The organism is Kitasatospora sp. NPDC089797, assembly GCF_040684795.1.
GTDB lineage: Bacteria > Actinomycetota > Actinomycetes > Streptomycetales > Streptomycetaceae > Kitasatospora.
The window spans coordinates 25,152-45,365 of the sequence record NZ_JBFBGS010000026.1 but is presented as its reverse complement, the minus strand read 5'-3'; the positions used below and the strand labels follow the sequence as shown (position 1 = coordinate 45,365).

Annotated in this window: 27 protein-coding genes; 8 read left to right on the top strand and 19 right to left on the bottom strand. The window is 73.1% G+C overall.

Features of this window, described 5'->3' with window-relative positions; all coding sequences use genetic code 11:
- Positions 1-20: 20 nt before the first annotated feature.
- The 12 genes from AB0O91_RS21885 to AB0O91_RS21830 all read right to left on the bottom strand — a co-directional run bounded on the left by AB0O91_RS21885 (position 21) and on the right by AB0O91_RS21830 (position 7,428).
- Positions 21-341, bottom strand: coding sequence for a hypothetical protein (locus AB0O91_RS21885; RefSeq protein ID WP_363435729.1), 321 nt, complete (start codon positions 339-341; stop codon positions 21-23).
- Positions 338-529: a hypothetical protein gene (locus AB0O91_RS21880; RefSeq protein ID WP_363435727.1), complete on the bottom strand. Its 192-nt coding sequence runs from the start codon at positions 527-529 to the stop codon at positions 338-340. The genes AB0O91_RS21885 and AB0O91_RS21880 overlap by 4 nt, the downstream gene beginning before the upstream one ends.
- Positions 526-738, bottom strand: coding sequence for a hypothetical protein (locus AB0O91_RS21875; protein WP_363435725.1), 213 nt, complete (start codon positions 736-738; stop codon positions 526-528). Before AB0O91_RS21875 ends, AB0O91_RS21880 begins: the two co-directional genes overlap by 4 nt.
- Positions 739-760: 22 nt before the next feature.
- Positions 761-1,138, bottom strand: coding sequence for a hypothetical protein (locus tag AB0O91_RS21870; RefSeq protein ID WP_363435723.1), 378 nt, complete (start codon positions 1,136-1,138; stop codon positions 761-763).
- A 201-nt stretch (positions 1,139-1,339) separates the two neighbouring features.
- Positions 1,340-3,652 (bottom strand): hypothetical protein, encoded by a 2,313-nt coding sequence (locus AB0O91_RS21865; RefSeq protein WP_363435721.1) that lies wholly within the window; start codon positions 3,650-3,652, stop codon positions 1,340-1,342.
- A gap of 85 nt (positions 3,653-3,737) precedes the next feature.
- Entirely contained in the window at positions 3,738-3,917 is a 180-nt protein-coding gene (locus AB0O91_RS21860; protein ID WP_363435720.1) for a hypothetical protein, read from the bottom strand.
- Positions 3,918-3,985: 68 nt separating this feature from the next.
- Positions 3,986-4,489: a hypothetical protein gene (locus AB0O91_RS21855; protein WP_363435718.1), complete on the bottom strand. Its 504-nt coding sequence runs from the start codon at positions 4,487-4,489 to the stop codon at positions 3,986-3,988.
- 112 nt (positions 4,490-4,601) lie between these two features.
- Positions 4,602-5,054 carry a hypothetical protein gene (locus tag AB0O91_RS21850; RefSeq protein WP_363435716.1) on the bottom strand — a complete coding sequence of 151 codons (453 nt, stop codon included), beginning with the start codon at positions 5,052-5,054 and terminating at the stop codon, positions 4,602-4,604.
- Between the two features lie 253 nt (positions 5,055-5,307).
- Complete coding sequence (locus AB0O91_RS21845) at positions 5,308-6,654, bottom strand: hypothetical protein (RefSeq protein WP_363435714.1); 1,347 nt, start codon at positions 6,652-6,654, stop codon at positions 5,308-5,310.
- Positions 6,651-6,914, bottom strand: a complete 264-nt coding sequence (locus AB0O91_RS21840) for a hypothetical protein (protein ID WP_363435712.1) — start codon at positions 6,912-6,914, stop codon at positions 6,651-6,653. Before AB0O91_RS21840 ends, AB0O91_RS21845 begins: the two co-directional genes overlap by 4 nt.
- Positions 6,911-7,129, bottom strand: coding sequence for a hypothetical protein (locus AB0O91_RS21835; RefSeq protein WP_363435710.1), 219 nt, complete (start codon positions 7,127-7,129; stop codon positions 6,911-6,913). The genes AB0O91_RS21840 and AB0O91_RS21835 overlap by 4 nt, the downstream gene beginning before the upstream one ends.
- Positions 7,126-7,428, bottom strand: a complete 303-nt coding sequence (locus AB0O91_RS21830) for a WhiB family transcriptional regulator (protein ID WP_363435708.1) — start codon at positions 7,426-7,428, stop codon at positions 7,126-7,128. Before AB0O91_RS21830 ends, AB0O91_RS21835 begins: the two co-directional genes overlap by 4 nt.
- 212 nt (positions 7,429-7,640) lie before the next feature.
- Between AB0O91_RS21830 and AB0O91_RS21825 the strand changes: the two genes are divergently transcribed.
- Positions 7,641-8,444, top strand: coding sequence for a GntR family transcriptional regulator (locus tag AB0O91_RS21825; RefSeq protein ID WP_363435707.1), 804 nt, complete (start codon positions 7,641-7,643; stop codon positions 8,442-8,444).
- Between the two features lie 65 nt (positions 8,445-8,509).
- Here AB0O91_RS21825 and AB0O91_RS21820 read toward each other — a convergent pair whose 3' ends face one another.
- The 6 genes from AB0O91_RS21820 to AB0O91_RS21795 form a co-directional block, all read right to left on the bottom strand.
- Positions 8,510-8,701, bottom strand: a complete 192-nt coding sequence (locus tag AB0O91_RS21820; RefSeq protein WP_363435705.1) for a hypothetical protein — start codon at positions 8,699-8,701, stop codon at positions 8,510-8,512.
- Positions 8,702-8,744: 43 nt separating this feature from the next.
- On the bottom strand, positions 8,745-8,993 hold the full coding sequence (locus AB0O91_RS21815; RefSeq protein ID WP_363435703.1) for a hypothetical protein: 249 nt from the start codon (positions 8,991-8,993) through the stop codon (positions 8,745-8,747).
- 167 nt (positions 8,994-9,160) lie between these two features.
- Positions 9,161-9,352 (bottom strand): hypothetical protein, encoded by a 192-nt coding sequence (locus AB0O91_RS21810; protein ID WP_363435701.1) that lies wholly within the window; start codon positions 9,350-9,352, stop codon positions 9,161-9,163.
- A complete protein-coding gene (locus AB0O91_RS21805) occupies positions 9,349-9,687 on the bottom strand; it encodes a hypothetical protein (RefSeq protein WP_363435699.1) in 339 nt (112 codons plus the stop codon). Before AB0O91_RS21805 ends, AB0O91_RS21810 begins: the two co-directional genes overlap by 4 nt.
- Entirely contained in the window at positions 9,684-10,313 is a 630-nt protein-coding gene (locus AB0O91_RS21800; protein ID WP_363435698.1) for a sigma factor, read from the bottom strand. The genes AB0O91_RS21805 and AB0O91_RS21800 overlap by 4 nt, the downstream gene beginning before the upstream one ends.
- Positions 10,310-10,795: a hypothetical protein gene (locus AB0O91_RS21795; protein WP_363435696.1), complete on the bottom strand. Its 486-nt coding sequence runs from the start codon at positions 10,793-10,795 to the stop codon at positions 10,310-10,312. The genes AB0O91_RS21800 and AB0O91_RS21795 overlap by 4 nt, the downstream gene beginning before the upstream one ends.
- A gap of 113 nt (positions 10,796-10,908) precedes the next feature.
- Here AB0O91_RS21795 and AB0O91_RS21790 point away from each other — a divergent pair, with 113 nt between their 5' ends.
- From AB0O91_RS21790 to AB0O91_RS21775, 4 genes are all read left to right on the top strand, one after another.
- The gene (locus AB0O91_RS21790; RefSeq protein ID WP_363435694.1) at positions 10,909-12,387 is read left to right on the top strand and encodes a YifB family Mg chelatase-like AAA ATPase; all 1,479 of its coding nucleotides are present in this window, start codon (positions 10,909-10,911) and stop codon (positions 12,385-12,387) included.
- Positions 12,384-13,574, top strand: coding sequence for a DNA-processing protein DprA (gene dprA, locus AB0O91_RS21785; protein ID WP_363435693.1), 1,191 nt, complete (start codon positions 12,384-12,386; stop codon positions 13,572-13,574). The genes AB0O91_RS21790 and dprA overlap by 4 nt, the downstream gene beginning before the upstream one ends.
- Before the next feature lie 680 nt (positions 13,575-14,254).
- Positions 14,255-15,091, top strand: a complete 837-nt coding sequence (gene whiG / locus AB0O91_RS21780) for an RNA polymerase sigma factor WhiG (RefSeq protein ID WP_363435691.1) — start codon at positions 14,255-14,257, stop codon at positions 15,089-15,091.
- A 123-nt stretch (positions 15,092-15,214) separates the two neighbouring features.
- On the top strand, positions 15,215-15,799 hold the full coding sequence (locus AB0O91_RS21775) for a helix-turn-helix domain-containing protein (protein ID WP_363435850.1): 585 nt from the start codon (positions 15,215-15,217) through the stop codon (positions 15,797-15,799).
- Positions 15,800-15,929: 130 nt separating this feature from the next.
- On the opposite strand, the gene AB0O91_RS21770 is transcribed toward AB0O91_RS21775, so the two are convergent.
- On the bottom strand, positions 15,930-16,637 hold the full coding sequence (locus AB0O91_RS21770; RefSeq protein ID WP_363435688.1) for a M23 family metallopeptidase: 708 nt from the start codon (positions 16,635-16,637) through the stop codon (positions 15,930-15,932).
- 659 nt (positions 16,638-17,296) lie between these two features.
- Here AB0O91_RS21770 and rpsB point away from each other — a divergent pair.
- The 3 genes from rpsB to pyrH all read left to right on the top strand — a co-directional run bounded on the left by rpsB (position 17,297) and on the right by pyrH (position 20,168).
- Positions 17,297-18,172, top strand: a complete 876-nt coding sequence (rpsB, locus tag AB0O91_RS21765) for a 30S ribosomal protein S2 (RefSeq protein WP_363435685.1) — start codon at positions 17,297-17,299, stop codon at positions 18,170-18,172.
- A gap of 129 nt (positions 18,173-18,301) precedes the next feature.
- Positions 18,302-19,141, top strand: coding sequence for a translation elongation factor Ts (gene tsf, locus AB0O91_RS21760; protein ID WP_363435682.1), 840 nt, complete (start codon positions 18,302-18,304; stop codon positions 19,139-19,141).
- A 262-nt stretch (positions 19,142-19,403) separates the two neighbouring features.
- Entirely contained in the window at positions 19,404-20,168 is a 765-nt protein-coding gene (gene pyrH, locus AB0O91_RS21755) for a UMP kinase (RefSeq protein WP_030056790.1), read from the top strand.
- The last annotated feature ends 46 nt before the right edge of the window (positions 20,169-20,214 follow it).

Here is a 20,214-nt window from a genome sequence, read left to right as displayed (position 1 = left end):
CACAGCCCGGGGACAGCGGGTCAGCTGGCGAGGCGGATCTCATTGGCGGCGAACTCGGCGGCCTCCAGGAGCCGGGCGGCCTGGTCGAGGAGGTCGCGCTGCGCAGCGGGGCCGGAGGCGAGGGCGGCGCGCAGGCGGGCGGCGGCCTCGTCGAGGTCGTCGGAGTCCGGGTACAGGCCGAGACCGGCGTGGGCCTCCAGTTCGTCGGCGGCGTCCTGGACCAGCTGGGCGAACTGCTCCGGGGTGAGGCTCGCGGCCGGCTCCGGGGTTCCGGTGAGGCCGGCGGCGAGGTAGGCGACGTCGTCGGCGTACCGCTGGATCAGGGCGGCGAAGGTGCTCATCGGGTGGTCTCCTTGGCGGTGTTGAGGCGCTGGATGAGGTCGGCGGCTTGGCCGGGGGTGATCAGCAGGGTGAGGGTGGTGCCGGTGTCGAGTTCGCGGATCTTGATCTCGTGGGTGAGGCGGCCGTGGCTGCCGGCGGCATGGGCCGAGGTCCGCTCCCAGGCGGCGAGCGCGGCGGTCAGGCTCATCGGTCGGTCTCCTCGGAGTTGTCGGCGGACCGGCAAGGCCAGGGTTCGCGGTGGACGACGCGGTTACCGTCGGTGGTGGAGTGGGTCTCGCACAGCTGCTCGGTGTCGAGGTGGGGGCAGACGTCGATGTCGAGGGGCTCGCCGTCCGCGTCGTAGTAGTCGTCGCACTCGCGGTCGAGGCACTTCTCTGCACCGACGTGCGCGGTCATCGGGATGCAGGGGCCCATCGGCTCAGCAGCCGTACGGGCCGTAGTCGGAGCAGGTACCGAGGTGGCCTCCGGCCTGGCTGATCCGGGCGAGGAAGTCGTCGATCCTGGCCTGGTCTCGGCCGGGGCCGATGTTGTGGGCGCGCAGGATGTCGGCGCCGAGGGTCCAGTTCGCCCAGTCCGCGATGTCGGCCGCGAGCTGGAGGGCGGCGGCACGCTCCCGGGTGGAGGCGATGTAGCGGCCGGAGTGGTGGCCGATCCGCCAGCGGCAGCGCTCGCCGCGGTCGACGTCGGCGGGAATCTCGTAGACGTAGAGGCCGCACGGGAGCTGCTCGGCCTGGACGGTGTAGGGACCGGTGGTGGAGTGGATCTCGTGCGGGACCGTGGTGATGGTCGGGCTCATCGGGTGTCTCCTTTGTTCCGGTTTGCGGGGCGGTCGATCCCCGGTCGGCGGGGTGGTTTGCCCTGGTTTGGGTGGCAGTCGCTGAGGTGGTCAACCCGGTCGGGGGACCGCGTGGGCAGCCCCGCCGACCGGGGGGCATTCCGGGTGATTCCAGGCATCGACTGTCAGCTGTCCGGGTGCCGAACCGGGGCATACCGGGCGCTAGTTGGCCGCGTCGTGGGCTTCGACCAGGTCGTCGAGGCGGTAGCCGTTGGCGTTGGTCCGGCCATCGACCGCGCCAATCTTGACGGCGCCACCCGCACCAGCGGCCCGCAGGCGGCGGCCGATCTCGTCGGCGCTGACGCCCTGGTAGACGGCGGGCATGACCTCGGCGAGGAGGTCGGTGATGCGCTCGGTACGGGCCCGGTCCAGGCCCTCGCGGCGCAGCACGGTGATGGTGTCGGACAGGATCGTGTCGGCGGCGACCTGGCGGGCGCGGTCCCGGGCGGCGGCGTACCGTTCGAACAGTCCGGCGAACTCCTTGCCGCCCATCCGCAACGATTCCTCGTCGAGCTGGGTGACGCCGGCGGCGGCGCGCTCGGCGGCGAGGTCGATGCAGGTGGCGTCGTCGTACCAGTTGCCGCGCCAGATGATCGGCTCGTTGTAGCCGCCGCCGCGGAGGTAGAACTTGCCGACGTCGTTGAGTTCGTCGGCCTGCTTGGGGACCAGGCGGTGGGGGAGCCATCCGTCGTCGATGGCTCCGCCGCCGAAGGTGGCGGTGACGTCGTTCTGGCGGCAGGGGCCGAGCACCTGGAGGCTCAGGTTGGAGATGATCGCGGAGCCGATGTAGTCGGTGGTCGCGAACTGGGAGGCGATCAGGAGCTGGACGCAGACCTTGCGCCCGGTGAGCTGGATCCCGACGCCGGACTCCTTCGCGGCGTCGGTGTTCTGGGGCCACTCGTCACCGATCGCGACCAGGGCGGGCCAGCGCTCGGAGGGCTGCCAGTCGGTGCCCATCTTCAGCTTGCCGAGGAGCCCGGGGCGCTTGAGGGAGACCTGGTGCATCCCGGCGAGGAAGCACTCGATCTCCTCCTTGCTGGTGAGGGTGAGCGCCGCGGCCTCCTCCAGCGGGCCGAGCCCGACGCCGGAGGGGTCGAGGGCGACGACCACGGTGTCCCGGCACGCGGTGAGGTACTCGGCGAAGGTGCGGATGTTCGCGGACTTCCCGCCGCCGGACCCTGCGATGATGCCGCCCTGGACCCCGTAGAGGCTCATCTCCAGCGGGCGGGCGTCCATCGCGTAGCCGAGCAGGGCCCGGTCCTTGATGGACATCGACTTCGGGGCCCGGCGCGGCGGGCCGGGCACGAACGCGAACGGGTCGGTGTGCGCGACCTTGAGGTCGACCACCGCACGTCGCTTGGTCGGGGTCGGGATGCAGCGCCCGGTCTCCAGGTCCATGAGGGTCTCCAGGTCCGGGGCGGCCTTGATGATCGCGGCCGGGGTGCCCTCGGAGATGCGGACCTTGCAGGTCCAGCCCCACGGCTGCTGCTGGACGTCGGTGATCTCCGCGACCGGCACGCCCTCCTTCACCAGGGCCCGGCGGATGCACTCCCCGGCCCACTGCGGGGTCGAGACCTGGGCGATGGGGAAGGTCCCGGTCGGCGGCACCGCCGGGTCGGCGGGGATGACCCCGGCCGGTACCGGCCCCGGCCCGGCGGAGTCCGCTCCCGCCACCGCGGTTGCGGGGCTGGGCCAGGCGGCGTCCGCCGGGGGCGCCGTGGTGTTCGGCCGTGCGGGGACCTGCCCGAGCGCCACGGCCTGCCCGGGCCGGGGCGCCTCCGTGCCGGGGCTGATGCTCCCGGCCCGCCACAGTGCGACCAGGCCGGCCGGGACGGAGACGAGCAGCAGCCTCGGGTCCTGCACCGGCAGGATGACCCCGCCGCCGATGACGCCGCCCAGCAGCGTCGCGGCCCGGCCCGCCCGCTTGCTCCAGCGGGCCCGGGACATCTCGCCCGGGGTCGGCGCGTCGCCCAGGAGCGCGGCCATCTCCCGGTGTTCGGCGATCTGGGTCTCCAGCAGCTCGCGCTCGCCGCGCAGCCGCGCGACTTCGGGGCCGTCGCGGCGCGGGTCGTTGTCGTCGCGCATCGTCTCGCCTCGCTTGGCGGTGATGATGCGGCTGGACACCCGGGCCATCTCCTGGCGCAGCTGGGTGTCGCGGGCGGTGTGCTGGCGGCGGCGGTCCTCCACGACCGCGGCCGCCATGTCGGTCTCGGACAGGTCGTCGGTGCGCAGCCACGCGGCGGTGTTCGCCCGCGCGCGGGCCAGGTGGGCGCTCAGCGCGCCGTCGTCGGGCAGCCGCTCGGACAGCTTGTCCTTCAAGCGGCTCCCCAGCCCCCGGTCCTGCTTCCCGGCGGGCTGGGCGTCGTCGCCGGGCACCGCCTGGTCGCAGACGGCGTCGGCGGGGCCCTTGGTCAGGTCGACGGCGTGGTGCTGCTGGGGCTGGGCCGGGATACCGGCCGGGACGGTGGCGGTCACCTCAAGGTCTCCTGTCTCATGCGTGCGATGAGTGCGAGGGGTGCGGCGTGTGCGGTGTGCCGCACCCCTCGCGGCCGGTGGCCGGTCAGCGGCTCAGTTCGATGCCCTGGTAGGCCCGCAGGGCGCGCACCGGGCCCTGCCCGATGTAGCGGTTGCAGTGCCAGCAGCGCCACATGTCGTAGTCGTCCTCCATGTCCTCGCCGCAGTGGACGGGCCGTCCGTGCGGGTCGATGGTGATGTCGCGGATGGAGATTTCGTTGCTCACGGGGGCCTCCTGGCCTCGGGGGTGGCGGTGCCGGTGGTCGGGTGGACGGGGCGCGGGGGTTCGGCCGGTCAGGCCGCGAGGGCGGCGACGGTGGCCGGGTATTGGCGCTCGATCCGGTCGGTGAGGGCCTGGTACTGGGCCGAGCCGTAGATCCGGCGGTCGGCCTCCTGCTGCATCCAGGGGCCGAGCTTCGCGTCGAGCTGGGCGTCGGCGGCGTCCTGGTCGCGCTGGGTCCACTGCCGGTCGGTGGTCAGCGGTCCGCACTCGCGCCACAGTCCCCAGCTGGTGGTGTTGCTGTCGGCGGCGCTCCACTGCCCGGTCATCGGGCCCCAGGACGAGCGGCGGTCGAAGGTGACGACGTGGTGGATCGGGCGCTGGATGTGGCCGGCCAGGACCAGGTCCATGCCCAGGGTCGGCAACACGCTGTAGTAGGGGACGCCGGGCTGCACGGTGCGCGCCCACTCGTCGTGCTCGCGGCGCACCGCCCGCATCGCGCGCTCGCCCAGCATCCGGTCGTCGATCCGGGCGGCCGCTCCGGCGGCGCCGCGGCTGATCAGGTCTCGCAGGCCCATCGGGATTCTCCTCTCGGTGGTCGAGCGCCTTCTGGCGGCTCTCCTTGCCGTCCCGGCCCGGGGTGGGTGTGTGGGGGCCGGGGCGACGCGGTCAGCCGTCAGCCGGGCGGTGTCAGCGGGCGCTGGTCTGCTGGCCGATCGTGGTGGAGACGGAGTTGCCGACGTTGTCGCCGGTGCTCTTCACGGTCTGGGTGAGGGTGCCGAACAGGCCCCAGGAGCCGATGAGGACGATGGCCGCGGCGCCGGCGACGAAGGCGCGCTTGACCTCCCGGGCGTGGGTCTTCCACTTCGCGGCGAACCAGACGACGATCCCCAGGCCGAGCAGGGTCGCGCCGGAAAGGCCCGCGATGGCGCCGCCGCCGGGGCTGCCGGTCTGGGTGACCGCCGGGGTCACCTGCTGCGGAGCGTCGGCGATCTGGACGACCGCCTGGGTGTGGCCGGCGGCGGCCTGGGCGTAGGAGGCGTGCAGCAGGGTCGGCATGTGGGCGGTCGCGGTGGTGCCGGCCTGGGTGGTCCAGGTGACCGGGACGGTGGTCTGGGCGGCGGCGGTGATGGCGTACGTCATGACGGGGGCTCCTCGGTCAGCGGGTCGTGATGGTGCGGGGGGAGGGGGTGGCGCGGATCGGGCAGTCGGGCTCGGGGCAGGGAAGGGGCCGGCCGCCGTCGCGGGGGACGACGGTTCCCCAGTCCTGGCAGGTGGCACAGCGGAAGCGGGGGCAGGAGACGATCGGCACGGAGGCCTCCAGGTCGTGCGGGATGTACGAGCTGTGCGGGGGCGAGGAGTGCGAGAGATCGCAGGGCTCGCACCCGAGGGGCGGTCAGGCCTTCGGCGACCCGTCAGCGTCGCGTTCGGCTTCGACGGCTTGGCGCAGGCGCACGAGGTACTCGGTGCGGCCGCCGCCGAGGATCTTCTTCACGTCCGAGGTCGACATCCGGCGGTTCGCCGAGGCGAACAGCTCGGCCAGCTCCCGGACCTTTTCCAGGTCCGCCGGATCGAGGGGCCTGCCGGGCTTCTGCGGGCCGTTCCCGGAGCGGTCCGACTGCGGCTTCGCCGGGCCGGTTTCCGAGCCCTCTTCGGGGGCCTGGAGCCCTTTTCCCCCAAGGGATTCGGGTGTCTGAGCGGTGGTCGTCCAGGCGTCCGCGAGGGGGCCGGGAACGGCGTCGAGGTAGATGCTGTCGGCGGGGGCCGGGGAAGGGCCGACGGTGATCGGCAGGGTCAGAGTCGGGTGGGGGTCGTCGGGCAGGCCGGGCCACAGGTCGGCCGGCGCCGGGAGGGTGGACAGCTCCGCGACCCGGGCCCGGGCGCCGATGCGGCCCGCGAGGAGGTCGGCGGTCAGGCCCGGAACGGTGAGGCCGTGGACGTACTCCCAGGCGGTGCGCCAGGCGTCGTCCTCGGACAGCGCGCCGTACGGGGTCGCGGACAGCAGCCGGTCGGCGAGCTCGCGCACCTTCGGCTCGTGCTCGGCACGGGCGGCCGCGTGGGCAGCCCGGGCGCCGCGCTCGGCCCAGGCGGCCTCCTCCTCGGCGCGTTCGCGCTCGGCCTCGGCCTGGCGCTCGGCCCGGGTCGGCCGGCGTCCGCCGTGGGTCTGCAGGTCCGTCAGCCAGACCGCCACCAGGCTGGAGAGGGCCAGGACGGCGGCGACCCAGTGCTGCGTGGGGTAGGACTGCCAGCCGTGGGCGAAGTTGATGGCAGCGGCGATCCCGCCGGCGGCCCAGGCCCCGGCCCGGCAGGTACGGGTGGAGCGGGAGCCGTGCTCGGCGTTCGCGCCCATCGCGACCAGCGCCCAGGCGGTGCCCTCCAGCATCGCAGCGAGCAGTACCGCGAGCAGGACCGAGACCTCGGCGTGGTCGAGCGCGGCGACCTGGGAGATCAGCGCGGGGACGACCGAGCAGAACTGGACCAGGCGCACGAACGCGCGGGCCGGGTCGGCGGTCACCCAGCCGGTCGCCTTCGCCGCCCTCGCGGCGCGCTCCTGGCGGCGCTTGGCGGCCGCGTCCTCGCGGGCCTTGCGCTCGACGGCGTCCCGGCGCTGCCGGGCCGCGAGGTCCCGCCGGGCTTCCTCCCGCCGGAGCTGCTCGTCAGCCCGGGCCTCGGCCCGCGCGGCCCCGCGGTCCTTGCGATCCTCCTCCGCGCGCTGGGCCCGCCAGCTCGACATGTCGCTCACTGGTCGTCACCGCCCTGGCGCTGCGTCGGGACCGAGGGACGGGTCTTCGGCGAGGAGAACGTCTTCCCGGACTCTCCGACCGGGGCCGCGGCCGGCACCCGGGCGGTCGCCAGGACGGCGCCGACCGCGAGCAGGACGATCCGCGTCAGGCCATCGGCGGGGGCGTAGAGCGCGAGGGCCAGGACCAGCAGCGGCCAGCCGACGGCCAGCCGGGCGCGGACATTGGCGAGCGCCTGGTCGAGCAGCGGGTTCGCGTTCATCGGGCACCGTCCCTCGGGTCGTAGCCGAACAGGTAGGCCAGGCGGTCGGCGCAGTCCTCGACCCACTCCTGCGTCTGCCGACGCAGCGCCGGTTCGGTCCGCGGGTTGTCCAGGGCACGCAGGCTGGAGGAGGCCATCTCCAGGAGGATCCGGATCCGGCCCTCGACCGAGTGGGTGTGGGCCGCCGGGTAGCGGAGGTCGTGGTAGGTGTTCACGCGGCGACTCCGATGATTTCGGCGGCCTGCCGGCCGCGGATGATGGTCTTGCGCTGGATCGCGGTGGCCCCGCCGATGACGCCGTACTGCTCGCTGAGCGGGAAGCCGAGGGCCTGGTCGAGGCAGGCGGCGCGCCGGGCGAGCGGGCAGGTGTCGCACACCTGGAGGGCGACGCGCTCGCTGTCGGTGGGGCGGCGGTAGTTGGAGCCGTCCGTCTCCGGGAAGAAGACGTGGAGGTCGAGGCTCCGGCAGGGGGCGGCGGGCTCACCCCGCTTCTCGGATCCGTTGATGCTGGGCATGGCGGATAAGCCCTTCTGGGATGAATGGTTGAGGGTTCCGGCCGCAGAGGAGGCGGGCGGATTCTGGGATGGCGAGGCCACCCCGAAAGATTTAGGTGCTAGCACCTAATCGGTAATCTGATGGTGGCTCAGGGTGGCGGCCCCCGTCAAGGGGAACGTGCTAGCACGTAAGCTTGAGTCACCCCGCTGGGGACCAACTGAGAGGAGCCCCAATGCCACGAACCGCAGAGGAGATCGCAGCTGGCCTGCGTGAACGCATCCACAGCGGCGAACTCCAGCCCGGCGACCGACTTCCGACCATGGAAGCCCTCGTCGAGGAGCACGGCGTCAACCGGCAGACGGCTCGTACGGCGCTCACGATCCTGAAGAACGAGGGCCTGGTCGAGTACAAGGGCGGCCGCGCCGGAACCTTCGTGCGCGAGAAGCCCGCCACCCGCATGGTCCGTGCCAGGGCCATGGAGCGTGACAACCTCGGCTACTACTCCGGCGCCAACGTTCAGCATTGGCGTCTCGTCGAGGGCACCCGGACCGAGGTCGGTGAAGAACCGGTGCCGGCCGACATCGCGGGTTACCTCGGCGTCGAGCCGGGAACCCCCGTCGTGGCCCGCAAGCGGATCAACGGCGACCCCGACGTGCCGGCCTACCGTCAGCTGACCGACAGCTACCTGCACCCCGACGCCGTCGCGGCCGTCCCCGTCATCGCCGGGAACTCCGGCCTCGGCGGGATCTACGACCGCATCGAGGAGTGGGCACGGCAGCCCATCAGCTGGGAGGAGGAGATCACCGCGATCACCCCCAGTCCGGTCGAAACGGCGGCGCTGCTGATGCCGCCTGGTGTCCCGCTGCTGCGGGTCATCCGGACCTCGACCGTCAAGGTCGACGGGCGACAGCTCGTCGTCGAAGTCAACGACATCCGGTTCAGCGCTGAGGTCTTCTCGATCCGCTACCCGATGACCCGCCGCGGCGAGGCGAAGTGGCCGGTGCAGCCCGCATCGGCCGACTTCTACACGAGCTGAGCGGAACGTCGGTGAGGCGGGGCCCTGGCCGGGGCAAACGGCCAGGGCCCCTTTCCCGTGCCCGCTCAGTCCTCAGGACCGCAGACACAGTCCTCGGGGACGGCGCCCTGCCCGATGAAGCAGGCGCAATACAGGGTGCCGAGGGGGCCGTTGGCGGTGACGCCGTTCCCGTCCCCGCCGGAGCAGTGGTCGCACTCGCCGGGCCGCCACTCGCCGTCGTCCTGGTACTCGTCGAAGCCGTCGTCGTCCTCGTACATCTGATCGTCCTTTCGGGGTGGGGTGGCCGGGGTCCGGCCAGGGTCATGCGGGTGGGGTCAGGTCCAGCTGGGCGGTTGCAGGCAGGGCCCCGGCCGGCTGGTGCAGCCGGGCCAGGAACGCGGCGGCCTGGTCGTCGTCGAGTCGGCCGTACACCGTGGTGGTACCGGTATGTGTGTGACCGGCGAGGGTGATCCGGTAGCCGAGTCGCCGGGCGTGTGGCGAGTCGGCGAGGTAGTCGTCGGCGCCGGCCGCCAGAGCGGCCTCGACGTCGGCGAGGGTGAGCGCATCCATGAAGGAGCCTCCACAGGGCGTGGACGGGCGGAACTACTCGGCAGCCACGTGAGCGGGCGGCGCGGCGCAGGGTGTTCGACAGGTCGCCGGCACCGGGCGGCTTCTACGCGGCCTGCCTGTGGGAGCCGGGTCCCGGCCGACCCAACCGGCCGGGGCACAGCCGTTCACTACGCCGGCGCAGCAACTCCGGTGGCGCGGTCCAGCAACGCGCGGATGAGCTGCACCGCCCGCCGGTCCCGCCTGCGGGCCGCCACGGCGAGGTGCTCCAGCAGCATCACCGGCGACGGGATCCGGCGCTCACGGACCCGCGCGAGGGCAGCGTCCTCGGTCGGCCGGGGCACCTTCGACGGGCGGCTCACCGCTTCGCCTCCGACCCGTCGACCGCCACGTGGGCGGACGCGAACAGCGGCGCGCCGCCCAGCACTGCCTCGATGTACAGCGGCAGGTGCCACTCGCCCTCGTGCTCGAACGCGATCCCCGGCCTGACCTCTACGCCAAGCGCCGTGGCAAGTGCCTCCGCCGCTTCCCGCGGCATCGGGCTCTGCCGGTCGATCAGGATCGTCACCTCGCCCGGCGTGATCAGCCACTGCATCGGCAGCAGCGCCAGCTCCGGGTGAGTGGCCAGCAGCACGTGAACCGCCGCGACCGCCGGCAGGACGCTCTCCTCGGGTCCCTTCCTCTGGTTCTCGCTCACTGGGCACCCGCCATGTGCGCGGTACCGGCGCCCAGACCGAGACCGTGCAGTTCCCCGGCACCCGTGTTCCACGCCTCCCGGGCCTGCGCGACCGCGCGACCAGCGGCGGCGAACGCCTCCAGCGATGCCTGCCGCGCCTGCCCGGCCGACTTCAGCTGGCCCTTCGCCCGCTCGATCGCCTCCGGGTTCACCGCGGTGCGGAGGTTCGCCTTCGCCAGCGATTCCCGCCGGCCGGCCGCCCGGTAGGCCTGTGCGGCCGTCGCCAGCACGTCCTTCGCCGCTTCGAGTTCGGCGAACAGTCCTGCCAGGTGCGGCACGTCTCCGGCCCCTGCGGCGGCCTCGGTCGCGTTCGACGCCCCGAAGTCCGTCGCGGTCTCCCGCGAGCTCGACCGCCGGAAGTGGTCCACGATCACCCGGTCCGCCATCAGCTGCAGCAGCGCCCGCGGGTGCCCGACGACCAGGCCGGCTGACAGCTTGCGCCACAGGGCCAGGAACGTCTCGGAGGTGAGGTCCTCCGCGAGGTGCCCGTCGGGGGTGAACAGGCGGGAGGAGATGTAGCCGGTCAGGTAGCCGGACTGGTCGCGGTAGATCCGCTCGAACGTCTGGGTGGTGTCGGTGGCGTTCACGCGGCCACCGCCTCGGCAAGCACCGGCACCTCGACCAGGGTGACCTTGAGCGACGGCGCCGACTGCTTCATCGGCACGTTGCCCAGGCCGTGGGCCTTGAAGATGGAGCGGACCGCGTTCAGGTCGACGGTCTCCCGGTCGCACGGCACGCGCTCGACCGACCAGCCGGAGTAGACGCCGGCGGGGAGACGACCGAGGACCTTCTTCGCGGCGCGCTTGGCGCGGTCGGAGCGGCGGGCCTGGTCGGCCGCGAGGTGGTAGGAGCGGGCGGCGGCCTCGATGGCCTCGGCGGCCGGCATCTCGCCCGGCTCATACGGGCCCTCCGGGTCCGGGACGGTCATGGACGCGGGGGTCGGCGCGGCGGCCGGGGTGGTGAAGAGCGAGGCCGGGTTGATCACCGAGCGGATGGCTCGGGCGATACCACGAAGGGTGGAGGGGCTCGCGCTTACGCGGCGGCCACCGGGCATGAGAAGCTGCAACACAGCTGGGCTCCCTGGTGAAGTCAGGTGAGTTCGGTCAGGCCCGATAGGGGAGGTCGAAGACCCCTGTCGGGCTGTTTTCGTCGGTGCTGAGCTCCCGACGAGAAGACTGTGACATGGCCATCTTTGCCCTCGCGGTGGCCTGCGCCGTGCTGGCCGCCGCCGAACGGCTCGACCCGTCCTCCATCGCCGACCTGCTGCTCATCGGCGAGCTGGGACTGGACGGCCGGGTGCGGCCGGTCCGCGGGGTCCTGCCGTCGGTGCTGGCCGCCGCCGACGCCGGGTACGTGCGGGTCGTGGTCGCCGAGCAGACGGCGCCCGAGGCCTCGCTCGTGCCGGGGGTGACGGTGCTCGGGGTGCGCAGCCTGCGCCAGCTCGTCGCGGTCCTGACCGGGGCGCCGGAGCCCGAGGAGCCGCCCGACCCGGTCGGCGGTCGACCGGACCCGCTGATGGCCGGGCTGATGCTGCCCAGCGCGGGCGTCCGGGGCCTGCCCGACGAACGGGCGCTGCGCCTCGACATGGCCGACGTGGCCGGCCAGTACGAGGCCCGGCGGGCCCTGGAGATCGCCGCCGCCGGCGGGCACCACCTCTACCTCAAGGGGCCGCCGGGCGCGGGCAAGACCATGCTGGCGGAGCGCCTGCCCGCGCTGATGCCGCCGCTGACCCAGAAGGAGTCGCTGGAGGTCACCGCCGTCCACTCGGTGGCGGGCCTGCTCCCGGCCGGGCGGCCGCTGATCGGCACCGCGCCCTACTGCGCCCCGCACCACTCCACCACGATGCCCGCGATCGTCGGCGGCGGCAGCGGGCTGCCCAGGCCGGGAGCGGTCTCCCTCGCGCACCGGGGGGTGCTGTTCCTCGACGAGGCCCCGGAGTTCCCCGTGCGGGTGCTCGACGCGCTGCGCCAGCCGCTGGAGTCGGGCGAGGTGGTGATCGCCCGCTCGGCCGGATCGCTGCGGCTCCCGGCCCGCTTCCTCCTCTGCCTGGCCGCCAACCCCTGTCCGTGCGGCCGGTACTCGCGGCGGGGCGAGGGCTGCGAGTGCACCCCGGCCATGGTCAGCCGGTACCAGGGGCGGCTCTCCGGGCCGCTGCTGGACCGGGTCGACCTCCAGGTCCAGGTCGCCCCGGTGACCAGGATCGAGCTCATGGAACGGGACTCCACGGCGGAGACCACCGAGACCGTCGCGGCGCGGGTGCTGGCCGCGCGGGAGCGGGCGGCGGCCCGGCTGGAGCACACCCCGTGGCGGACCAACGCGGAGGTGCCGGGCCACGAACTGCGCACCCGCTGGCAGCTCGCGGCCGGGGCGCTCAACGACGCCGCCCGCCAACTGGAGCGCGGACTGCTGACCGCCCGCGGCCTGGACCGGGTGCTCCGGGTCGCCTGGACGGTCGCCGACCTGGCCGGCCGTGACCGGCCGGACCAACGGGACGTGCGCACCGCCCTGGTCCTGCGCACCGGCGTCGAGCAGGGATTCCCGCTGCCCGAGCGCGGCCACGGCCGCTACGGGGGCATCCCGGCCCAGCGTGGGAGCGCTCCGGGCGATGACCGGCCCCACGCACGGGTGGAGCCCCCGACCGACGGCAAGGAGGCGGCATGAACCAGTTGCTGCGGTACCCACGGGCAGCGGACCCGGCCGGGACCGGCCCGCCGACCGTGCCCGAGCCGGAGCGTCTCGCCCGGGTCCTGCTCAACCGGCTCAGCGAGCCCGGTGACGCGGTGATCGGTCGCTGGCTCGGTCGGCTCCCTGCCGTGGAGGTGGTCCGGGCGATCCGGGCGGGCGACGTCCCCGACCACCCCGGGTTGGACGCCGCCCGGCTGGCCGCCTACCAGGCGCGGCTCCCGGGCGTCGACCCGGCGGACGACCTGAAACGGGTACGGGACGCCGGTGGACGCTTCATCATTCCGGGGGACACGGAGTGGCCCAGTCAACTGGACGACCTGGGCGACGGCCGCCCGATCGGGCTGTGGACCGCCGGCACGGGTTCACTGAGGCTGCTCGCCCTGCGCTCGGTGGCGGTGGTGGGCTCCCGGGCTTGTACGGCCTACGGCGCCCATGTCGGGGGAGAACTCTCGGCCCAACTGGCCGAGCGCGGCTGGGTGGTGGTGTCCGGTGCCGCGTACGGGATCGACGCCGCCGCCCACCGGGGAGCGCTGGCCGTCGGCGGGATGACCATCGCGGTGCTCGCCTGCGGGGTCGACGTGGCCTACCCGAAGGGGAACGCCGAACTGATCCGGCGGATCGGTGCCCAGGGCCTGCTGGTCAGTGAACTCCCGCCCGGCGAGCACCCGAACCGCTTCCGGTTCGTGCTCCGCAACCGGGTCATCGCGGCGTTGACCCGCGGCACGGTGGTGGTCGAAGCGGCGGTGCGCAGCGGCGCCCTGAGCACGGCCAGGCGGGCGCGCGAGCTCAACCGCCACACCATGGGCGTCGCCGGGCCCGTCACCTCGGAGCTCTCCGCCGGGGTACACGCCCTGATCCGCAGCGGCGGCGCCACGCTGGTCACCGACGCGGCCGAGATCACCGAGTTGGTCGGGGCGATCGGGGAGGACCTGGCCCCGGAACGCACCGGCCCGGTGCTGCCGCGGGACTTGCTGGAGCCCGCCGTCGCCCGGGTGCTGGAGGCCGTCCCGGCCACGGCGGAGGGTGCCCCGGTCGAGCGGTTGGCCCGCCAGTCCGGCCTCCCGCCGGACGAAGTCCTGCAGCGGCTCTACGAGTTGGTCTCGCTCGGCTTCGTCGAACGGCACGGAGCGCACTGGCGCGTGGTGCGGAGGAGGTGCGGGTGAGGAGGTGACGGTCGGGAGGGCGAACACGGGTGCGCCCGGGGGAGGCGAGCCGGGACGGTCCGGCTGACCTGCTCATCCGGCTCTCCCGCTCGTGTGCCCGGATCCGGTGAGCGAACGCCACCGGATCGAGGGACGACCGAGTGGCGGTAGCGCTTTGCAGTGAGTCGGTCACGCTACGCTCCACCTGCCTTCCCTATCAGCACACGACTCGGCAGAACGGCGCAGAGCAACGTATGCCCACACACATTCCCGGACACAGAGTGACCGGTGGCGCTCGGTCCTCGGGAGGGCCGCGGACCGAGCGGCGCCCCGTGACCGAGTTCCCGCCCAAGTCGGCGGGGACGATGGGAGGCCTGTCGCGTCAGGGCGGCCGGCCGACGGTGGTGCCAGGTCAGCCCGCAGACACGGCCAGGGACACGGACACGGCCAGGGACGCAGACACGGCGAGGGACGTCGACGCGGGCAGGAACACCGACGAGGTCAGGGGTGCGGCACCGGCCGGGGACGCCGGCCCGGACCGCGGCCCCGAACCCGCCCGCGGACCGGGGGCGCGCGATGAGGCGAACGCGCCGGGTGGTGCGCCCGTCGACCACGCCCCTCGGCGGCCGCCGAGCGCCCCCGCGCCGGACGCCACCTCCCCACCCGTCTCCCCACCCGTCTCCCCACCTGCCTCTCCGCCCGTGTCCCGGCCCCGCCGGGAGCAGTCGGGTGCGAGGGCGGAGCAGGGCGCGGACGGTCGGGAGGCCGGCGCCCAAGGCCGCAGCGCGCTCGAAGAGCTCTGGCGTTCGTACAAGGAGACCGGAGAGAAGCGGCTGCGCGAGCAGCTGATCCTGCACTACTCGCCGCTCGTCAAGTACGTGGCGGGCCGGGTCGGGGTCGGCCTGCCCTCCAACGTCGAGCAGGCCGACTTCGTCTCCTCCGGGGTCTTCGGGCTGATCGACGCGATCGAGAAGTTCGACATCGACCGCGCCATCAAGTTCGAGACCTACGCGATCAGCCGCATCCGCGGCGCGATCATCGACGAGCTGCGGGCCCTGGACTGGATCCCGCGCTCGGTGCGGCAGAAGGCGAAGGCCGTCGAGCGGACGTACGCGACGCTGGAGGCCCGGCTGCGCCGGACGCCGCACGAGCCGGAGGTCGCGGCCGAGATGGGCATCGCGATCGAGGACCTGCACGCGATCTTCAGTCAGCTGTCGCTCGCCAACGTGGTGGCCCTGGACGAGCTGCTGCACCCGGTGGGCGAGGGCGGCGACCGGCTGAGCCTGATGGACACCCTGGAGGACCACGGCGCGGACGACCCGGTCGAGGTGGCCGAGGACCGCGAACTGCGCAGACTGCTGGCCCAGGCGGTCAACACCCTCCCCGAGCGGGAGAAGACCGTGGTGACGCTCTACTACTACGAGGGCCTCACCCTCGCCGAGATCGGGCAGGTGCTGGGGGTGACGGAGAGCCGGGTGAGTCAGATCCACACCAAGTCCGTCCTCCAACTGCGCGCCAAGCTCTCGGACATCCGGTAGTCGGATCCGCAGTCGCCCGGCGGTCGTCGGCGGGCCCGCCCGCCCCTCCGAACGCGCGGCGCCGTATCGGCCGCGGGTAGGGCTCCGTACAGTGGGACCGTGCCGAAGATCCGAGCGGCCACGGTGGCCGAGCATCGACAGCTGCAGCGGGCAGCCCTCCTGGATGCTGCCCGCATCCTGCTCACCGAGGGTGGCATGGAGGCGCTGACCTTCCCCTCGCTCGCGGCCCGCACGGGGCTGGCGCGCTCCTCGGTCTACGAGTACTTCCGCTCCCGCGCCGCCGTGGTCGAGGCGCTCTGCGAGGTGGACTTCCCGCTGTGGGCGGCCGAGATCGAGGCCGGGATGGCGAGCCGTGACACCGCCGCCGAGCGGATCGAGGCGTACGTCCGCGGTCAGCTGGCGCTGGCCGGCGACCCGAGGCACCGTGCGGTCATGGCCATCTCGGCGCTGGAGCTCGACGAGGCCGCCCGTGAACGCATCCGGGCGACGCACGGCCGACTGATCGGCCTGGTCGTCCAGGCCCTGGAGGACCTCGGGCACGAGCAGCCCCGGCTCGCCGCGGCGTTGCTGCAGGGGATCGTGGAGGCGGCCGTCCGGCAGGCGGAGCAGTGCGCGGGCGGGGAACGGACGGGATGCCCGGTGGAAGCCCCCGGGGCGGTCGCCGATGCCGCCGTCGCCCTGGCGCTGCACGGGCTGGACCGCGCCTGACCCGTCGTCCGTACCGCTGCCCGCACGGCTGTCCGCACCGCCGTCCAGGGGAGTGCCCCAGTCGGCTGCGCCGATCGTCCGGCCGGTCCAGCGCGTTCGGCTGGTCCGACGCCTACGGCTGGTCCGACGCCTACGGCACGCCTGCCCCGTCCCGACCGTCCCGACCGTCCCGACCGTCCCGACCGCCGGGGCTGGCGGGTTGCGCTGCCGCCCCCAGGGGCAGCAGGCGGGCCCGGCCGGCACCGAGCAGGGCCAGTGGATCGAGGTAGCGGTCGCCACGCAGTAGTCCCCAGTGCAGGCAGTCGCGCGCGCCGCAGTGCCGTCCGTCCGGGGCGAGCCGTCCGATCACCTGCCCGGCGGCCACGGTGCTGCCGACCGGGAGGAGGCCGGTGACGGGCAGGTAGGTGGTCCGCAGCGGGGGAGCCCCGGAACCCGGATGGACGACGGTCACCACCGGGCGGCCCGCGATCAGCCCGGAGAAGGCGATCGTCCCGGCGGCCGCGGCCCGCACCTCCGCCCCCGGGACCGCGCCGAGGTCCACCCCCCGGTGTCCGGCGGCCCACGGCTTCGTCGGCGGCTCGAACCGCCTCAGCACCCCGTCCGGTCCGCCCACCGGCCAGGCCCGCGCCGTTCCCCGGGCACCGGTCTCCCGGGCGGTCGCGTCGGCCGCCGGCCCGCTGCCCGGCCCATGGCCCGGACCGCCGCCCTGACCGCCGACCGGACCACGATCGGCCGGGACCCCCACCGCGCCCACGACTCCCACCAGGGTGAACGCCGCCACCAGCGCCACCACGGACACCACCGCCACCACCCCGTGAACCCCACTGCGCCCCGTCATGCCCCGAGGCTGGCCACGTCCGCGTCCCCGCACCACCGCTTTACGGGTACCTGTGGACAAACCGCCCCCACCTCCGGTCGCCATCCCCCGGACGGGTGTACGGGCACCGCCATCCGGTGTACAAACGGCATACGACGGCCGTGGGCCGGGCAGTGGGCCCACCAGCCGACGACCGTCCGCAAGCCGTTCCCCGACCGTCTCCCGGCCGCCGCGGCCCCGTTCGCGGCAACCGTTTCCCCGGCTCCTCCCCGGTCGTCCGCAGGTCGGCTCCGCAGGCCGCCCCGAGCCCGTCCGCTGCCGGTGCGAGGCCCCTCCGCCGGTCCTCCCGCGCCCGCGAAGTCGCTCGCCGCTCGGTGCTTCCCGTACACTTCACACGCGACCCGGTCCACCGGGTCGACTTCGCACGCCCCGCCACCGGTGGTCGGATGCGGCTCGTCCGCAGCCCCCCGCCAGGTGCGAGTGCCGCTCGGTCCGCCGAGCCCGACCGGTCCCCGGACCGAGCGGGTGGAAGCGGCTCGGCACGATCGGGGCGTCAGGCGTGGCTGTCACCTGGCCGCCACGGACAAAACCGAGCCTGACCCGGCCGTGCGCAATCCGCCCGAGGGGGACAACCCCGCGGGACCGCCGCAGCCGGGCCGTAACACCTGAGGAGCACGGCAATGGCCGTCGTCACGATGCGGGAGCTGCTGGAGAGCGGCGTCCACTTCGGTCACCAGACCCGCCGCTGGAACCCGAAGATGAAGCGCTTCATCATCACCGAGCGCAACGGCATCTACATCATCGACCTGCTGCAGTCGCTGAACTACATCGACCGCGCCTTCGAGTTCATCAAGGAGACCGTTGCCCACGGCGGCAGCGTCCTCTTCGTCGGCACGAAGAAGCAGGCCCAGGAGGCCATCGCCGAGCAGGCCACCCGCGTGGGCATGCCCTACGTGAACCAGCGCTGGCTCGGCGGCATGCTGACCAACTTCTCGACCGTCTACAAGCGCCTGCAGCGCCTGAAGGAGCTCGGCGAGCTGGACTTCTCGGACGTGGCCGGCTCCGGCCTGACCAAGAAGGAGCTCCTGGTCCTCCAGCGCGAGCACGACAAGCTGGAGAAGACCCTCGGCGGTATCCGCGACATGCAGCGCGTTCCCAGCGCTGTCTGGATCGTGGACACCAAGAAGGAGCACATCGCGGTCGGCGAGGCCCGGAAGCTCAACATCCCGGTCGTCGCCATCCTCGACACCAACTGTGACCCGGACGAGGTCGACTACAAGATCCCGGGCAACGACGACGCGATCCGCTCCGTCACCCTGCTGACCCGCGTGATCGCCGACGCCGTCGCCGAGGGCCTGAAGTCCCGCGCCGGTGTCGCCAAGGGCGACACCAAGGCCGAGCCGGGCGCCGACCAGCCGCTGGCCGACTGGGAGAAGGACCTCATCGAGGGCGAGAAGAAGGCCGAGGAGGCCCCCGCCGCTGCCGAGGCCCCCGCCGCCGTCGAGGCGCCCGCCGCCGAGGCCCCCGCTGCCGAGGCTCCGGCCGAGCAGGCCTGACGTACCAAGGGTGAGGGGCACCCGCCGGTACGACACCGGCAGGTGCCCCTCTCTCCCGCGCCGGGACCGAACCATCGGTCCCGGCGCTACTCCACGCAGACACGCGAGACGCGAGAAGAGATTCACACCATGGCGAACTTCACCGCCGCGGACGTCAAGAAGCTCCGTGAGCTCACCGGCGCCGGCATGATGGACTGCAAGAAGGCCCTGGACGAGGCCGAGGGCAACGTCGAGAAGGCCGTCGAGCTCCTGCGCATCAAGGGCCAGAAGGGCGTTGCCAAGCGCGAGGGCCGTGACGCCTCCAACGGCGCCGTCGCCGCGCTGATCGCCGAGGACAAGAAGTCCGGCGTTCTGGTCGAGCTGAACTGCGAGACCGACTTCGTCGCCAAGGGTGACAAGTTCGTCGAGGTCGCCGACGCGATCGCCGCCCACGTCGCCAAGAGCGCCCCGGCCGACCTGGAGGCCGCCCTGGCTTCCGAGATCGAGGCCGGCAAGACCGTCCAGCAGTTCGTGGACGAGGCCAACGCGACCCTGGGCGAGAAGATCGTCTTCCGTCGCTTCGCCCAGTTCGACGGTGACGGCTTCGTCGCGGTCTACCTCCACAAGACCAGCCCCGACCTGCCGCCGGCCGTCGGCGTCCTGGTCGAGCTGGACAAGGAGAACGCCGAGGTCGCCAAGGACGTCGCGCAGCACATCGCCGCCTTCGCCCCGAAGTTCCTCTCCCGCGAGGACATCCCGGCCGAGGACATCGAGAACGAGCGCCGCGTCGCCGAGGCCACCGCTCGCGAGGAGGGCAAGCCGGAGGCCGCCCTGCCGAAGATCGTCGAGGGCCGCGTCACCGGCTTCGTGAAGGAGAACTCCGTCCTGGAGCAGGCCTTCGCCAAGGACAACAAGAAGACCGTCGCCAAGGTCCTCGAGGAGGCCGGCGTCACCCTCAAGCGCTTCGCCCGCTTCCGCGTCGGCGCCTGAGCCACGTTCCACCTGGTCCCCGGCCCCTCTAGGCTGGGAACCGCACCCGCCCGCTGACCAGGGCGGGCGGAACGCCGAACGGGCTCACCCAGCGCCAACCGTCCATGGGCGGGCCGTGTCGGCACCATGAACGACGAGGAGGCCATTGCCGTGCAGGACACCGAACCGGTTCCCGCGGCAGTGGCCTCCTCGCGTGTACGCGCAGGCCGGGCATCCGCACGCCCAGGCCTGTGAGCCAGCAGGTGCAATAAAGGAGAAGTCCATGCAGGAGACGCAGGAGACCGCGCAGGACCCCAAGGCGGGCTCGCGCCGCCGGGTGCTGCTCAAGCTGTCCGGTGAAGCCTTCGCCGGTGGCGGCGGGCTCGGCGTCGACCCGGACGTCGTGCACGCGATCGCCCGTGAGATCGCCACGGTCGTCCGCGCCGGTACCGAGGTCGCGGTGGTCATCGGGGGCGGCAACTTCTTCCGGGGGGCCGAGCTGCAGGTCCGCGGCATGGACCGGGCCCGCTCCGACTACATGGGCATGCTCGGCACCGTCATGAACTGCCTGGCGCTGCAGGACTTCCTGGTCAAGGAGGGCATCGAGACCCGGGTCCAGACCGCCATCACCATGGGCCAGGTCGCCGAGCCGTACCTGCCGCTGCGGGCCGTCCGGCACCTGGAGAAGGGCCGCGTGGTGATCTTCGGCGCCGGTATGGGCATGCCGTACTTCTCCACCGACACCACGGCCGTCCAGCGCGCCCTGGAGATCCACGCCGACGTCCTGCTGATGGGCAAGAACGGCGTGGACGGCGTCTACGACTCCGACCCCCGGACCAACCCGGACGCGGTGAAGTTCGACGCGCTGGAGTACTCCGAGGTCATCGCCCGCGACCTCAAGGTCGCCGACCTCACCGCGATCACGCTGTGCAAGGACAACAACCTCCCGATGCTGGTCTTCGAACTGCTCGCGGAGGGCAATATCGCGCGTGCGGTGAAGAGTGAGAAGATCGGCACACTCATCAGCCAGGATTCTGTCCGGGCCTGAGCAGTAACCCGCCGTGCGGGACGGCGTCCGCCGCGACCGGCCCCGA